At 67.6% G+C, this 15134-nt stretch carries 12 protein-coding genes; 10 read left to right on the forward strand and 2 right to left on the reverse strand.

From position 1 onward, the window contains the following. Nucleotides 1–19: 19 nt before the first annotated feature. The 3 genes from AC1RRF_RS13810 (at nt 20) to AC1RRF_RS13820 (ending at nt 2715) form a co-directional block, all read left to right on the forward strand. Nucleotides 20–574 carry an ActR/PrrA/RegA family redox response regulator transcription factor gene (locus AC1RRF_RS13810; protein ID WP_492835482.1) on the forward strand — a complete coding sequence of 185 codons (555 nt, stop codon included), beginning with the start codon at nt 20–22 and terminating at the stop codon, nt 572–574. A gap of 240 nt (nt 575–814) precedes the next feature. Then, the gene (locus tag AC1RRF_RS13815) at nt 815–1234 is read left to right on the forward strand and encodes a DUF2141 domain-containing protein (protein WP_492835484.1); all 420 of its coding nucleotides are present in this window, start codon (nt 815–817) and stop codon (nt 1232–1234) included. Between the two features lie 14 nt (nt 1235–1248). Then, the gene (locus AC1RRF_RS13820; RefSeq protein WP_492835486.1) at nt 1249–2715 is read left to right on the forward strand and encodes a carotenoid oxygenase family protein; all 1467 of its coding nucleotides are present in this window, start codon (nt 1249–1251) and stop codon (nt 2713–2715) included. A gap of 51 nt (nt 2716–2766) precedes the next feature. Here the strand turns inward: AC1RRF_RS13820 and AC1RRF_RS13825 are convergent, their stop codons facing one another. Further along, nucleotides 2767–3537 (reverse strand): LytTR family DNA-binding domain-containing protein, encoded by a 771-nt coding sequence (locus AC1RRF_RS13825; protein WP_492835488.1) that lies wholly within the window; start codon nt 3535–3537, stop codon nt 2767–2769. Next, nucleotides 3534–4253 (reverse strand): TetR/AcrR family transcriptional regulator, encoded by a 720-nt coding sequence (locus AC1RRF_RS13830; RefSeq protein WP_492835490.1) that lies wholly within the window; start codon nt 4251–4253, stop codon nt 3534–3536. The genes AC1RRF_RS13825 and AC1RRF_RS13830 overlap by 4 nt, the downstream gene beginning before the upstream one ends. A 178-nt stretch (nt 4254–4431) precedes the next feature. On the opposite strand from AC1RRF_RS13830, the gene AC1RRF_RS13835 reads away from it, so the two are divergent. The 7 genes from AC1RRF_RS13835 (at nt 4432) to AC1RRF_RS13865 (ending at nt 15107) form a co-directional block, all read left to right on the forward strand. Continuing rightward, the gene (locus AC1RRF_RS13835) at nt 4432–6666 is read left to right on the forward strand and encodes a TonB-dependent receptor (protein ID WP_492835492.1); all 2235 of its coding nucleotides are present in this window, start codon (nt 4432–4434) and stop codon (nt 6664–6666) included. 130 nt (nt 6667–6796) lie between these two features. Then, nucleotides 6797–8320, forward strand: a complete 1524-nt coding sequence (locus AC1RRF_RS13840; protein ID WP_492835494.1) for a spinster family MFS transporter — start codon at nt 6797–6799, stop codon at nt 8318–8320. A gap of 110 nt (nt 8321–8430) precedes the next feature. Further along, nucleotides 8431–9621: an ADP-forming succinate--CoA ligase subunit beta gene (gene sucC / locus AC1RRF_RS13845; protein WP_492835496.1), complete on the forward strand. Its 1191-nt coding sequence runs from the start codon at nt 8431–8433 to the stop codon at nt 9619–9621. A gap of 50 nt (nt 9622–9671) precedes the next feature. Further along, nucleotides 9672–10544: a glycosyltransferase family protein gene (locus AC1RRF_RS13850; protein WP_492835498.1), complete on the forward strand. Its 873-nt coding sequence runs from the start codon at nt 9672–9674 to the stop codon at nt 10542–10544. A gap of 21 nt (nt 10545–10565) precedes the next feature. Next, nucleotides 10566–11468, forward strand: coding sequence for a succinate--CoA ligase subunit alpha (gene sucD / locus AC1RRF_RS13855; protein ID WP_492835500.1), 903 nt, complete (start codon nt 10566–10568; stop codon nt 11466–11468). A 111-nt stretch (nt 11469–11579) separates the two neighbouring features. Continuing rightward, on the forward strand, nt 11580–11852 hold the full coding sequence (locus AC1RRF_RS13860; protein ID WP_492835502.1) for a hypothetical protein: 273 nt from the start codon (nt 11580–11582) through the stop codon (nt 11850–11852). Nucleotides 11853–12104: 252 nt separating this feature from the next. Further along, entirely contained in the window at nt 12105–15107 is a 3003-nt protein-coding gene (locus AC1RRF_RS13865; RefSeq protein ID WP_492835504.1) for a 2-oxoglutarate dehydrogenase E1 component, read from the forward strand. Nucleotides 15108–15134: the final 27 nt, after the last annotated feature.

Below are 15134 nucleotides of genomic sequence, written 5' to 3' on the forward strand. Positions count from 1 at the left end.
CGGCAGGAGAAATACGAAGATGTCCGAGACCGAAGCCCGTATCGCCGCACTGGAGGACAAGACCCTCCTGCTGCTGGATGACGACAACGCCCTGCGCACCCGGTTGGGCCGCGCGCTGGAAAGCCGCGGCTTCGTGGTGACCACGGCCGGATCGGTGGCCGAGGCGACCGACGCCCTGCGCGCCTCGGTTCCCGCCTTCGCCGTGCTGGACATGCGGCTGGAGGACGGCAACGGCCTGAAGGTGGTGGAGATGATCCGCGACCGTCGCGAGGACGCCCGCATCGTCATGCTGACCGGCTACGGCGCCATCGCCACGGCGGTGGCGGCGGTGAAGGCCGGCGCGGTCGACTATCTGCAGAAGCCCGCCGACGCCGATGACGTGGTCAAGGCCCTGCTGATGACCGGCGAGGCGCCCGAGCCGCCGGACAATCCGATGAGCGCCGACCGGGTCCGCTGGGAGCATATCCAGCGCGTCTACGAGCTGTGCGATCACAATGTCTCCGAGACGGCCCGCCGCCTCGGCATGCACCGCCGCACCCTGCAGCGCATCCTGGCCAAGCGCGCGCCGCGCTGACACGCGCCGACCTTCGGCGCGACCTAGCGCCCAGGCCGCGTCGGGTCGGGAGGTCCGCGTAGCGGCCGACGGTCCGCGGCCAACGGGAAGTGTCCATTCGCGTTTCGCGAATGGACACCCGTGATCATTCGCGAAGTCGGGGCGTCCGCTCCTGCAAACGGCGTGGCGGCCCATGAAGGCGGTCGGCACGGTCGGGTCATCGGAGGCCCGGTGGTCGGGTCTCTTCCTGAGGACCCCGACATGATCCGCATCGCCACCCTGGCCGCCGCCGCGCTTCTGGCCCTGACCGCCGTCCCCGCCCAGGCCGAGGACGCCACCGTCACCCTGACCTTCGAGACCGGCGCGCGCACCGGCAAGGTGATGGTCGCCCTGTTCAACTCCGAGGCCTCGTACCAGGCGAACCAGCCGGTCGCGGCGAAACAGATCGACGCCTCCGGCGCGGTGGTGGCGGTCTTCGGCGACCTGCCCGCCGGCGAGTACGCGATGAAGGCGTTCCACGACGTCAACGGCGACGGCCAGATGAACACCAACCCCTTCGGCATCCCCAGCGAACCCTACGCCTTCTCGAACAACGCCCCGGCCAACATGGGTCCGGCCAGCTGGAGCCGCGCGCGCTTCACCGTCTCGGGCGACACCGCCCAGACGATCAGCATTCGCTAAGGGGAACAGCGGTCATGCTCGCCTCCCGCCGCCACTTCCTGATGGGCGCCGCCGCCCTGTCCGCCGCCGTCGCCACCCCGGAAACGGTCCGCGCCATGGCGGCGATGCAGGCCTCGGCCGACTGGGCCCTGGCCACCGCCGACCTCGAGGGCGACATCGCGCCCCGGGCGATGCGGCTGGTCCGGGGTCGGGCCCCCGCCGGGCTGGAGGGCGCCCTGTTCCGCAATGGACCGGGCAAGTTCCGGCGGCCTGGCGGGTCGGCGACCCATTGGTTCGACGGCGACGGCCTGATGCGGGCCTTCCGCGTTCGCGACGGGCAGGCCACGCTGGAGGCCCGCTTCGCGGACACGCCCAAGCGGCGCTGGGAGAGCGAGATCGACGCCGTGGTCACGCCGGGCTTCGGCACCCCCGGAGACGACCGCGCCCGCGTCGGCTCGCCCGACGAGGCCAACGCCGCCAACACCGCGATCATGATGGCGGGCGGCGATGTTTGGGCCCTGTGGGAAGCCGGCTCGCCCCTGGCGATGAACGCGTCGGACCTGTCGACCAAGGGGTTCGTCACCCTGCGCGACGACCTGAAGGGCATGCCCTTCCAGGCCCACCCCCGCTACGACCCCGACGGCACGATCTGGAACATCGGCCTGTGGGGCGACCGGATGGTCGTCTGGCGGCTGAACGCCGACCGCAGCCTGCACACCGCCCAGATCGTCGAGCTGCCGCGCGCCTGCTACATGCACGACTTCACCGCCACGGCCCGGCATCTGGTGATCGTGATGCAGCCCTGGGTCTTCGATCACGATACCATGCCCTTCGCGGCGCGGTTCGCCTGGAAGCCCGAACTGGGCACCAAGGTCATGGTCATCGACAAAGCCGACCTGACCCGCAGCCGGATCTTCGAACTGCCGGCCTTCAGCTATTTCCACCTGGGCGACGCCTGGGAGGACGGCTCCGGGACGATCCGGTTCGACGTGGCCGCGGGCAAGGACGTGCAGTTCGCCATGGAGGGCGCGCGGGTCCTGGTCGAGGGGCGGGGAACGGTGCCGGGCGAGCCCGCCCACCTCTCGCTGGTGGCGCTGCATACTGATGGACGCGCGGAGATGACGTCCTCCGGCGTCACCGCCGAGTTCCCGCGCAGCGATCCGCGCCGGGCCGGTCTGGCCCGCCGCTACACCGCCCACGTCGCGGGCGAGCGGGGCGGGCGGCCCCTGCCGACGGGGCTGGCGGTCCATGACTGGGAGACCGGGCGTTCGGACGGCTTCGATTTCGGCGACGGGGTGATCATGGAAGAGGCGGTCTGGGTGCCCAAACCCGGCCGCTCGGGCGAGATCGATGCCTGGCTGGTCGCACCGGCGATCAACCTGCGGCGGGGCGTGACCGAGCTGCACGCCTTCGACGCCGCGCGGGTGTCGGACGGGCCGGTCTCCAGCTGGCGGGCGGACATCGCCCTGCCCGCGGGCTTCCACGGGTTGTGGAACGGCTAGGCCAAAGCGGCCTCAAGCAGCGCGACGCGCGGTAGGCCAAGAGAAAGAAACTCAGTACCAGCCTGTCTCGCGCAGGGCCCTGGCGTAACGCCGGCTGACCGGGGCCTCCAGGCCGCCGTCCAGCGTCAGGGTGGCCCGGCCCTCGCCCCGGCTGACCTCGCGCACCGCGTCGCGCGCGACCCACCAGCTGCGATGCGTCTGGGCGCCTTCCAGCCCTTCCAGTTCGGCCAGGGCGTCGGACAGCCGCATCAGGATCAGATCCGAACCGCGGTCGGTATGGATGCGCAGATAGTGGTCCTCGGACTCCACCGCCCGGATCGCCGCGCCGCGCAGCTTGGGCGGCAGGCGGTCGAGGAAGCGGGCCGGGGCGCCGCCGACGGGCGTCGCGTGGGTCTGCACCGGCGTGCGTTGCAGGAAGATGTTCAGCACGCTCATCACGCCGGTCACGACCGTCACCGGAAGGAAGAAGTAGATCAGCCGTCCGACCGCCGGGTGCCGGCCGTGTTCGAACAGGAAGACCGTGTACCCCCACACGACGAAGGTCAGCGGCACGGACATGGCGGCGGTCAGGACCAGGGCGCCGAGCCAGGGCTTGCGGTCGAAGTCGATCCAGCGCTCGACGATCTGCGAACAGACGTGTCCCCAGGCGGCTCCGCCGATCATGAGCGGCAACCAGTAGATCAACCGGTGCAGGAAGGGCGCGCCAGTCATGCCGAAGGCGCCGGTGAAGGCCAACACGACCCCGGCGGCGGACGAGATGGCCAATCCCTTCACCAGACTGCGGTCCAGCGTCAGCGACAGACGAAACGGCGCGTCCGTCACTCGGGCCTCGGCGTACAGACGGCGCGGAAGCCGGCGGCGGCGAAACGCACCATATAGTCGGCGGCGCTCTCCAGATCGCCGGAGCGGCACAGGCCGCCGGACAGCCGGTCCAGGCGGCCGGTCTCGCCCAGCGTCAGGGTCAGGGCCCCCGACAGGTTGTGATAGGCCCAGTACAGATCGACGTCGCGCGCCTCGGGCAGGACCTGTTTGATCAGCTCGATCAGCCGGCGGATGGCGGGGTCGAAATAGCGGGCCATGGTCTCGCCCCCGAAGGTCGGGTTGGCGTTGGTCTGGGCCACCAGGGCCGAATAGTGCTTCCAGCCGGGCCCGCCCTTCAGCGACCACTGGAACGGCGGGCGCAGGAAGGCTTCCAGCAGCCCCTCCAGCGTCATCGTCTCCCCGACCTCGCGGGCGTAGCGATTGATGGCGTCGACCCGTTCGTTGTTCCAGACCTCGGCCCGGCGCAGGAAGACCGCGTCGAACAGGCCGCGCTTGGCCCCGAAATAATAGTGGACCAGGGCCGTATCGACCCCGGCCTCGCGCGCCACCTCGCGGATGGTGACGCCGTAGAAGCCGTGTTTCGAGAACAGGTCCTCGGCCGCGTCGAGAATGGATTCCCGGGTGTCGCTGCCGCCGGCGGCCCGCGTTTTCGGCGGCCGGCCCCGCCGCGCGGGGCGGACCTCGAGATCTGGAGCGGGCGCATCAAGCTTCGTCATGGATCCCACGCTAGGCCGTGGGACCCCGGCAGTGCAACGGCGCCACAGGTTTCCGCCACCCTTCCGTCGTGGAAGCGCCACGGTTTGACAGAGGAGGGAAAACGGTTACCTTCCCGGAAAATCATTGAACGCTGAATAAAAGCGTCCGTACCGGAAACATCAGGGATTGGGGCTGCAAATGAACAGACTCGTGAAAACCGCCTTGCTCGCGGGGGCCGCCTGGAGCGCGCTCTCCACCATGGCCATGGCGCAGGACGCCGCCTCGGCCGCGCCGGCCGCCGATGCGCAGGACGTGACGGAGATCGGCGACGTCGTGATTACGGCCCGCCGCCGCGCCGAGAGCCTGCAGGACGTGCCGATCGCCGTCACCGCCTTCACCTCCGAGGCCCTTGCGAACAAGGGTTCGGCCGACATCACCGAACTGGCGCGCTCGACCCCCAGCCTGACGCTGAACTCGGCGCGGGGCTCCAATTCGACGTTGATCTCCTTCATCCGCGGCGTCGGCCAGCAGGATCCGCTCTGGGGCTTCGACCCGGGTGTGGGCCTGTACATCGACGACGTTTACGTGGCCCGTCCGCAGGCGGCCGTGCTGGACATCTTCGACGTTGAGCGCATCGAGGTCCTGCGCGGTCCGCAAGGCACTCTGTACGGTCGCAACACCATCGGCGGCGCCATCAAATACGTGACGCGCCGCATCGGCGACGAGCAGAACATCTCGCTGCAGGGCGCCTACGGCAGCTATAACCAGTTCGACGCGATCGCCAGCGTTTCGGGCCCGGTCAGCGACAACGTCGGCATTTCGTTCGGGTTCGCCCGCTACCTGCGCGACGGCTTCGGCGAGAACCTCAACACCGGCACCGAACACTACAACAAGGACGTGACCGCCGGCCGCGCCAGCATCGAATGGACGCCCAGCGACTCGCTCTTCTTCCGCCTTTCGGCCGACTACGTGAAGGACAGCTCCAACGCCCGTCACGGCCACCGCGAATTCGCGCCGATCCCGGCCGATGAGTACGACACCTTCGCCGGAGCGGGAGACAAGAACGAGGTCGAGACGCGAGGCATCTCGCTGACCGGCGAATGGACCGTCAACGACTGGCTGACGCTGAAGTCGATCACCGCCTACCGTGACGGCTCGACGCGCGGCAACATCGATTTCGACAACCTCGCCGCACCGATCCTGGATATCCCGGCGCAGTACGACGACGAGCAGTTCAGCCAGGAATTCCAGGCGCTGTTCGAAGCCGACCGCTGGTCCGGCGTCGCCGGCGTCTTCTTCCTGGACGCCACGGCGTCGGGGGCGTTCGACACCGTCGTGGGCCTGGCCAATCTGACCACCCTCACCTCGGGCAGCGTCGACACCAAGAGCTGGTCCGTGTTCGGGGACCTGACCTATAAATTGACCGACCAGCTGTCGATCTCGGCGGGGGGGCGTTTCACCCACGATGAGAAGACCGGCACGGTCTTCCGCCAGCAATACCTCGGCATCCGCAGCCCGTTCTTCGGCAACGCCTCCGCCACGCCGCTCGGCGCGCCGCGGACCAACTACACCGACACGCGCGATTTCGAAGAGTTCACTCCCCGCGTCAGCGTCTCGTACGAAATCTCTCCGGACCTGACGACCTATGCGTCGTGGGGCCGCGGGTTCAAGTCGGGCGGCTTCGACATGCGCGGCGACGCCGTCCTGTATCCGAACACCGTCAAGGGCTACGATCCGGAGACGGTCGAGACCATCGAAATCGGCCTGAAGGGTCGCCTGTTCGACCGCTTCAGCTTCGCCACCGCGATCTTCGACTCCTCCTATGAGGACCAGCAGATCACGACCCAGTATCCGGCGGGCGCCACCGTGGCGTCGGTGGTCGACAATGTCGGCTCGTCCTCGATCCGGGGTTGGGAATTCGAGGGCTCGCTGCGCGCCAGCGAGAACCTCGTGATCAACGGCATGCTGAGCTACATCGACGCCCAGTTCGACGAGTTCCTCGCCTACATCCCGACCGGTCCGCTGAATGCGACCTGTCCGACCCTGGTGGGCTGCTTCGTCAACGTGTCGAACCAGCGGGACTTCCAGAACACGCCGGAATGGACGGGTTCGGTCAGCGCGACCTACACCCACTGGTTCAGCGACGGCAGCGAACTGGCCTTCACCCCGTCGGTCGCCTATCGCGGCGAGTACCAGCAGTTCGAGACCCCGGCGCCCCTGCTCGATCAGGAAGCCTACTGGATGTACGACGCCAGCGTGGTCTGGACCTCGGCCAGCGATCGCTGGACCGTCGGCCTGCACGGCAAGAACCTGTCGGACGAACGCTACAAGACGGGCGGCTACACCTTCCCGGGCGCCCTGACCGGCGACTCGATCATCGCCTTCTACGGCGCGCCGCGGACCGTCACGGCCCGGCTGGGCGTGAAGTTCTGATCTCCTGAAGTCTGATCGGTTCTGATCAAGGGGGCGGCGGTTCTGAGGAGCCGCCGCCCTTTTCTTCTGGCGCCCGCCAACGGCGCCGCTACGGTTCGTTCAAAGAAAAATACAAGTCGAGGGAAACGCCATGACCGCCACCGACGCCCCGGTCCCAGAGCAGCCGGCCGCCCAGCCGCCGGCCAAGGGGGGCTACCGCTACTATGTGCTGGCGGTCCTGATCCTCGTCTACATGCTGAACTTCCTGGACCGGCAGATCATCGGCATCCTGGCCGCGCCGCTGAAGGCGCATTTCGCGATGTCGGACACCCAGTTCGGCCTGCTGGGCGGCATCGCCTTCGCCTCGGTCTATTCGACCCTGGCCATTCCGCTGGCCTGGCTGGCCGACCGGTTCAGCCGCGTCTGGATCATGACCGGCGCCCTGGCGGTGTGGTCAGGCTTCACCGCCCTGTGCGGCGTCGCCGGCTCCTTCACCCAGCTGTTCCTGTTCCGCATGGGCGTGGGCGTGGGCGAGGCGGGCGGCGTGGCCCCGGCCTATTCCCTGATCGCCGACTACTTCCCGCCGCACCAGCGCGCCCGCGCGCTGGCGGCCTTCGCCTTCGGCATTCCGCTGGGCACCGCGGCCGGCACCCTGATCGGCGGCCTGGTGGCCGTGGCCTATGGCTGGCAGACCGCCTTCATCGCCGTGGGCCTGCTGGGCCTGATCGTGGCGCCGGTGCTGTTGCTGACCGTGCGCAATCCGAAGCGCGGCGCCACCGACGTCGCCAAGGCCGTGGATCCGCTGGCTGACGCCACGCCCGCCGCGCCGGGCTCCGCTCGCGCCGGGATGCGCGCCGCGCAGATCATGCTGGCCCTCGGCGTGGCCGCCCTGGTCGCGGCCGCGATCTCGCACTTCACCGGCGGAGCCTCGACCCTGCTGTTCGCCTTCGGCGGCCTGCTGGCGATCGCCATCGGCGCCTCGCTGTACGTCGCCCGCTCGACCGCCTCGGTCCTGATCCGCAAGCGCAGCTTCTGGCTGCTGGCGCTGGGCGCGGCCTCGTCCTCGGTCTGCGGCTACGGCGTCGCCGGCTGGCTGCCGCTGTTCATGATGCGCAGCTTCGGCCTGACCCTGGGCCAGACCAGCTGGTACTACTCCGGCGTCGCCCTCATCGGCGGCCTGCTGGGCATCTGGGGCGGCGGCATGATCGCCGACAAGCTGGGCAAGCGCGGCAAGGGCGCCTATCCGCTGGTTCCCGCGATCGCCTTCCTGATCTCCGCGCCCTGTTTCGTGCTGGCCATGAATTCGCCGTGGCTGATCAGCCAGTTCATTCCCAACGGCGGCACCCAGGTCCAGCAGCTGACCCTGGCCTTCTTCATCTTCCTGATCCCGACCGGCCTGAATCTGGCCTGGCTGGGTCCGATCACGGCGGCGGTCCAGCATCTGGCCCCGGCCCCGATGCGGTCGACCGCCTCGGCCCTGTTCCTGCTGATCAACAACCTGCTCGGCCTGGCCGTCGGCTTCTTCTACTTCGGCTGGATGAGCGACCTGCTGCGCCCGCAGTTCGGCGACGAGAGCCTGCGCTGGGCGATCTACACCGGCATGGGCTTCTACATCCTGGCGGCCTTCCTGCTGATCGGCGCGTCCCGGACCCTGAAGAAGGACTGGGTGGACTAGGACTCCGCCCGGTTTCTGGCCCGTTTGACGGCTGACGCGGCGTGACGGTTGCACCTGCGAACGCGGGGGCCCTATAAGCGCCCCACGTTTTCCAGGCAGCGGTCCTCCCCATGAACATTCACGAGTATCAGGCCAAACAGGTCCTGAAGGGCTTCGGCGCACCGGTCGCGGCCGGCGTCGCCATCACCAGCGCCGATGAGGCCGAGGCCGCGGCGCGGCAGTTGCCGGGTCCGCTCTATGTCGTGAAGAGCCAGATCCACGCCGGTGGGCGCGGCAAGGGCAAGTTCAAGGAACTGGGCCCCGACGCCAAGGGCGGCGTCCGCCTGGCCCGCTCGATCGAAGAGGTCGTGGCCAACGCCAAGGAAATGCTCGGCAACACCCTGGTGACCGCCCAGACGGGCGACGCGGGCAAGCAGGTCAACCGCCTCTACATCGAGGACGGCGCCGACATCGATCGCGAGCTGTATCTGTCGATCCTGGTCGATCGCGACCACGGCCGCATCGCCTTCGTCGTCTCGACCGAGGGCGGCATGGACATCGAGGCCGTCGCCCACGACACGCCGGAAAAGATCGTCACCCTGGTCATCGATCCGAACACCGGCGTCATCGACGCCGATGTGACCAAGATCAACGCCGCCTACGGCCTGACCGGCGCCGCTGCTGAGGACGGCAAGTCGCTGTTCCCGATCCTCTACAAGGCCTTCGTCGAGACCGACATGGCCATGCTGGAGGTCAACCCGCTGATCGTCATGACCGACGGCCACCTGCGGGTGCTGGACGCCAAGGTCAGCTTCGACGGCAACGCCCTGTTCCGCCACGAGGACATCAAGGCGCTGCGCGACGAGACCGAGGAAGACGCCAAGGAGATCGAGGCGTCCAAGTATGACCTCGCCTACGTCGCCCTGGACGGCGACATCGGCTGCATGGTCAACGGCGCCGGTCTGGCCATGGCGACGATGGACATCATCAAGCTGTACGGCAAGGAGCCGGCCAACTTCCTGGACGTCGGCGGCGGCGCCTCGAAGGAGAAGGTCACCGCGGCCTTCAAGATCATCACGGCCGACCCGAACGTGAAGGGCATCCTGGTCAACATCTTCGGCGGCATCATGCGCTGCGACGTCATCGCCGAGGGCGTTGTCGCGGCGGTGAAGGAAGTGGGCCTGAAGGTGCCGCTGGTCGTTCGCCTGGAAGGCACCAACGTCAACGAGGGCAAGAAAATCCTCAATGAATCGGGCCTGGCCATCACCGCGGCCGACGACCTGGACGACGCCGCCCAGAAGATCGTCGCGGCGGTCGGCTGAGTTCATTCGCTTACCGCCCCTGAGCCACGGGGACCGGTTGGAGAGAGGCCTTGGCCAAGTTCGAAGTGGTCGCGATGGCGCTGGCGCCGGAGCGGCACATCACCACCTTCATCGCCCACTACCGCCGTAGAGGCGCGGATCGCATCCGCGTCTTCTTCGACGGGGAAACGGCGCTGGCGGGGGACTTTGACGGCGCCGAGGTCATCGCCTGCGATGAGGGTTTCTGGCGCGATCTGGGCGTTTCACGCCCCGAAAGCGTCGAGGAACGGCAGAGGGCCGTCTACGACCTCGCCTACCGCCAGACGGCTTCCGACTGGCTTCTGGTGGTCGATGTGGACGAGTTCATCCTGGGCGAAGGGTCGATCGGCGACCTGCTGGCTTCGACGGCCCCGGATCGGGAATCCGTCATCTTCCGCACCGTCGAGGCGGTCTACAGTGATCGGCACGACCTGTCCCAGGAGTATGGGGCGGCCTTTTTCAGACGATCCTATGGACGGCCCTTCAGCTCGATCCTGCCTTATCTGGTCTATCCGGGATGCGGCGGCTTCTTCACCCAGGGTTTGCTCGGGCACGACATGGGCAAGCACGCGGTCCGGGCCGGCCTTTCCGATGTCGAGGTCTGCATCCACGAATCCAAGCGCGGCGGCGCGCCCTTGTCGGCCGCCGTGGCCAAGTCGCTGCTTCTGGCCCATTACGACGCCATCAGCCTGGAGCAATGGCGCGGCAAATGGGACCGGCGGCTGGCGGTTCAGGACACCTGGGAGATGGGCCGCAAGCGACGCCTGCAATCGACGCTCTATGACCGGGCGCGCCGCGTGGGCGCCGAGGCCGAGCTGTTCAAACGGATCTACGTCGTCAGCGACTTCCAGACCTTCGTCCTTCGCTGCTTCAACCTGATCATTCCAAACACCCAAACGATTTGACCGTCCAGAGAGAGCCTTCAGATGTCCATCCTCGTCAACAAAGACACCAAGGTCCTCGTCCAGGGCCTGACCGGCAAGACCGGCACCTTCCACACCGAGCAGGCGCTTCGCTACTACGGGACCAAGATGGTCGGCGGCATCCACCCCAAGAAGGGCGGCGAGCTGTGGCACGGGTCGGAGGGCGAGACCCTGCCGATCTTCGCCACGGTCGCTGAAGCCAAGGACGCCACGGGCGCCGACGCCTCGGTCATCTATGTGCCGCCCGCGGGCGCCGCGGACGCCATCATCGAGGCCATCGACGCCGAGATCCCGTTCATCACCTGCATCACCGAGGGCATTCCGGTGCTGGACATGGTGCGCGTGAAGGCCCGTCTCGAAAAGTCGAAGTCGCGCCTGCTGGGCCCGAACTGCCCGGGCATCCTGACCCCGGAAGAGTGCAAGATCGGCATCATGCCGGGCTCGATCTTCAAGAAGGGCAACGTCGGCATCGTGTCGCGTTCTGGCACCCTGACCTATGAGGCGGTGTTCCAGACCTCGAACGAAGGCCTGGGCCAGACGACCGCCGTCGGCATCGGCGGCGACCCGGTCAAGGGCACCGAGTTCATCGACGTGCTGGAACTGTTCCTGGCCGACCCCGAGACCACCTCGATCATCATGATCGGCGAGATCGGCGGCGGCGCGGAAGAAGAAGCCGCCCAGTTCCTGATCGACGAGGCCAAGAAGGGCCGCAAGAAGCCGATGGCCGGCTTCATCGCGGGCCGCACCGCGCCCAAGGGCCGCACCATGGGCCACGCCGGCGCCATCGTCTCGGGCGGCAAGGGCGACGCGGAATCCAAGATCGCCGCCATGGAGGCCGCGGGCATCCGCGTGTCGCCGTCGCCGGCGCGCCTGGGCACGACCCTGGTCGAAGTCCTGAAGGGCTGATCCTTCCGGCGAGCATCCGGCATGCGCCGGATGCTCGCACCGGTTGACTCCCGCTCGCGCGACGGGCGAACTTCCGACGCCCTCATCCGGAGGGTGAGTTCGGAGGTTTCCATGACGATTCGTCTCAAGCTTCTGTCGGCCGTCGCCGCGTCGGCCGCCGTCTTCGTCGGCGCCGCGGCCGGTCCCGCGGTCGCCCTTTCCGAGCCGCTGTACAGCTATCTGTACTACAGCGACGCCACCCTCACCGAGCAGGTCGGCTCGTGGCAGGGCGTCTGCTACAACGGCTGGGCGGGTGTGACGCAGTACCCCGACGGCCAGGTGACCCAGTACGAGGTGCGCGTGCGCATCGGCACGTGCACCGACGGCGGCACCATCTTCGAATAATGCATTAGACGTCAGTCCATGCCGGTCCGGTTCGGTGGATTTCGTATCGAGGTTCCACGGACCGAGCCGGCGTGGCGGACGCGGGCCGATGTCCCGCTTGTGGGGCATGACGTGGGCGAATTTCACCCGATTTCAGCGAAATTCGACCCCAGCGCCGCTATTCGGTCATGACCCATAAGGAAACAGCGCCTATATGAGCGCCGTCGCCTCCGCGCAGACGTGCGCGCGCGCTTCAAGGGACTGACGAGAACGATGGCGGACGATGCCGGTCGGCTGAACCAGGTCTTTGCCGAGACCAGCTTCCTGTATGGCTCCAATGCCTCGTTTATCGAGGATCTTCATGAGAAGTGGGCCGACAATCCCGCCTCCGTGTCGGCCGAATGGCGCGCCTTCTTCGACCAGCTGCGCGACAACGCCGAGCAGGTGAAGGCCGCGGGCGCCGCGGGCGGCTGGGGCCGTCCGGTCACCAGCGAACCGACCGAGGCCGAGGCCGTGTTCGACGGCCGCTGGCCGGCGCCCAAGCCCGATCCGAAGAAGCCCGGCGCGCCCGTCGCGGCCGCGGCTCCGGCTGCCGTCGCGCCCGCCGCCTCGGCGGACGAAATCCGCGCCGCCGCCCACGATTCGATCCGCGCCCTGATGCTGATCCGCAGCTACCGCGTGCGCGGCCACCTGCAGGCGACGCTGGATCCGCTGGGCATCGAGCAGCCGGTGAACAATCCCGAGCTGACCCCCGAATTCTACGGCTTCACCGCCGCCGACCTGGATCGTCCGATCTTCCTGGACGGCGTGCTGGGTCTGCAGACCGGCAGCATCCGCGAGGTGCTGGCCATCCTGCGCCGCACCTACTGCGGGAACATCGGCATCCAGTTCATGCACATCGCCGAGCCGGAGGAGAAATCCTGGCTCCAGCAGCGCTTCGAGGGGCCGGACAAGTTCGAGCAGAACGCCTTCTCCAAGGAAGGCAAGCTGGCGATCCTGAACAAGCTGATCGAGGCCGAGGGTTTCGAGCGCTTCCTGCACAAGCGGTTCCCGGGCACCAAGCGCTTCGGTCTGGACGGCGGCGAGGCCATGGTCCCGGCGCTGGAGCAGGTCATCAAGCGCGGCGGGTCGCTGGGCGTCGACGAGATCGTGCTGGGCATGGCCCACCGCGGCCGCCTGAACACGCTCGCCGCCGTGATGGGCAAGCCCTACCGCGCCATCTTCCACGAGTTCCAGGGCGGCTCGACCGTGCCTTCGGACATCGAGGGTTCGGGCGACGTCAAATATCACATGGGCGCTTCGTCGGACCGCGAGTTCGACGGCAACACCGTCCACCTGTCGCTGACCGCCAACCCCTCGCACCTGGAGATCGTCAACCCGGTCGTCCTGGGCAAGGCGCGCGCCAAACAGGCCTTCGACATCCGCGAGGCCAATGTCGGCAAGCCCGAGGAGGAGTGGGCGCTGGACCGCTCCAAGGTCGTGCCGCTGTTGATCCACGGCGACGCCGCCTTCGCCGGCCAGGGCGTGGTCGCGGAATGCTTCGCCCTGATGGGACTGAAGGGCTACCGCACCGGCGGCACCCTGCATTTCGTCATCAACAACCAGATCGGCTTCACCACCAGCCCGCGCAACTCGCGCTCGTCGCCCTATCCGTCGGATGTGGCGCTGATGGTCCAGGCGCCCATCTTCCACGTGAACGGGGATGACCCGGAAGCGGTCGTGTTCGCCTCCAAGGTGGCCACCGAATACCGCCAGAAATTCCACAAGGACGCGGTGGTGGACATGTTCTGCTACCGCCGCTTCGGCCACAACGAAGGCGACGACCCCACCTTCACCCAGCCGCTGATGTATTCGAAAATCCGCGCCCTGCCTTCGACGCGCGAGATCTATGCCGCGCGTCTGGTCAAGGAAGGCGTGGTCACCCAGGCCGAGATCGACACCGAGGTCGCGCGCTTCGAGGCCTTCCTCGACGCCGAGTTCGACGCCGGCAAGGCCTTCGAGGCCAAGAAGGCCGACTGGCTGGACGGCCAGTGGACCGGCATCGGCCTGGCCGAGGGCGATGAACGCCGCGGCGAAACCGCCGTGCCGATGGCCAAGCTGTCCGACATCGGCCACCGCCTGACGACCATCCCGAACGCCGTCGACATCCACAAGACGCTGAAGCGCGTCATCGACGGCCGCCGCGAGATGATCACCTCCGGCCAGAACATCGACTGGGCCACGGCCGAGAGCCTGGCCTTCGGGTCGCTGCTGGAAGAGGGCTTCCCGGTCCGCCTGTCGGGTCAGGACTCGGTGCGCGGCACCTTCTCGCAGCGCCACTCGGGCATCGTCGATCAGACGACCGAGAAGCGCTACGTCCCGCTGAACAACCTGTCGGACAAGCAGTCCCATTTCGAGGTCATCGACTCGGCCCTGTCGGAAGAGGCGGTGCTGGGCTTCGAGTACGGCTACGCCCTGTCTGACCCGAACACCCTCGTCATGTGGGAAGCCCAGTTCGGCGACTTCGTGAACGGCGCCCAGGTGGTGATCGACCAGTTCATCTCGTCGGGTGAACGCAAATGGCTGCGCATGTGCGGCCTGACCATGCTGCTGCCGCACGGCTACGAAGGGCAGGGCCCCGAGCACTCGTCGGCCCGTCTGGAGCGCTTCCTGCAGGCCTGCGCCGAAGACAACATGCAGGTCGCCAACTGCACCACTCCGGCCAACTATTTCCACATCCTGCGTCGCCAGATGCACCGGCCGTTCCGCAAGCCGCTGATCATGATGACGCCCAAGTCGCTGCTGCGTCACAAGAAGGCGGTCTCGACCCTGGCCGACATGGCCGAGGGCAGCTCCTTCCACCGCGTGCTGCACGACGACGCCCAGACGCGTCCGGACGTGGCGGGGATCAAGATCAAGGCCGACAAGGACATCCGCCGCGTCGTCCTGTGTTCGGGCAAGGTCTATTACGACCTGCTGGACCGCCGCGAGCGCGACCAGGTGGACGATGTCTATCTGATGCGTCTGGAGCAGTTCTATCCGTGGCCGATGAAGTCGCTGCTGACCGAACTGGCCCGCTTCCCGAACGCCGAGCTGGTCTGGTGCCAGGAAGAGCCCAAGAACATGGGCGGCTGGACTTTTGTCGATCCGTGGATCGAACTGACGCTCGAAAAACTGGACGTGAAGGCCAAGCGGGCCCGCTACGTCGGTCGTCCGGCCTCGGCCTCGACCGCTGCGGGCCTGATGAGCCGGCACTTGAAAGAACTCGACGCCTTCCTGACCGACGCCTTCGCCTGATAGCGTAGCCGCACATCTGATCTGAAC

Source organism: Brevundimonas sp. GW821-FHT12C05 (assembly GCF_058807475.1).

Excerpts from the sequence above, each read along its gene's own strand:
- AC1RRF_RS13820 (WP_492835486.1), top strand. The coding sequence starts at position 1,249 with ATGCTCGCCTCCCGCCGCCACTTCCTGATGGGCGCCGCCGCCCTGTCC.
- sucD (WP_492835500.1), top strand. The coding sequence starts at position 10,566 with ATGTCCATCCTCGTCAACAAAGACACCAAGGTCCTCGTCCAGGGCCTG.
- sucC (WP_492835496.1), top strand. The coding sequence starts at position 8,431 with ATGAACATTCACGAGTATCAGGCCAAACAGGTCCTGAAGGGCTTCGGC.
- AC1RRF_RS13815 (WP_492835484.1), top strand. The coding sequence starts at position 815 with ATGATCCGCATCGCCACCCTGGCCGCCGCCGCGCTTCTGGCCCTGACC.
- AC1RRF_RS13810 (WP_492835482.1), top strand. The coding sequence starts at position 20 with ATGTCCGAGACCGAAGCCCGTATCGCCGCACTGGAGGACAAGACCCTC.
- AC1RRF_RS13840 (WP_492835494.1), top strand. The coding sequence starts at position 6,797 with ATGACCGCCACCGACGCCCCGGTCCCAGAGCAGCCGGCCGCCCAGCCG.
- AC1RRF_RS13860 (WP_492835502.1), top strand. The coding sequence starts at position 11,580 with ATGACGATTCGTCTCAAGCTTCTGTCGGCCGTCGCCGCGTCGGCCGCC.
- AC1RRF_RS13830 (WP_492835490.1), bottom strand. The coding sequence starts at position 4,253 with ATGACGAAGCTTGATGCGCCCGCTCCAGATCTCGAGGTCCGCCCCGCG.
- AC1RRF_RS13835 (WP_492835492.1), top strand. The coding sequence starts at position 4,432 with ATGAACAGACTCGTGAAAACCGCCTTGCTCGCGGGGGCCGCCTGGAGC.
- AC1RRF_RS13865 (WP_492835504.1), top strand. The coding sequence starts at position 12,105 with ATGGCGGACGATGCCGGTCGGCTGAACCAGGTCTTTGCCGAGACCAGC.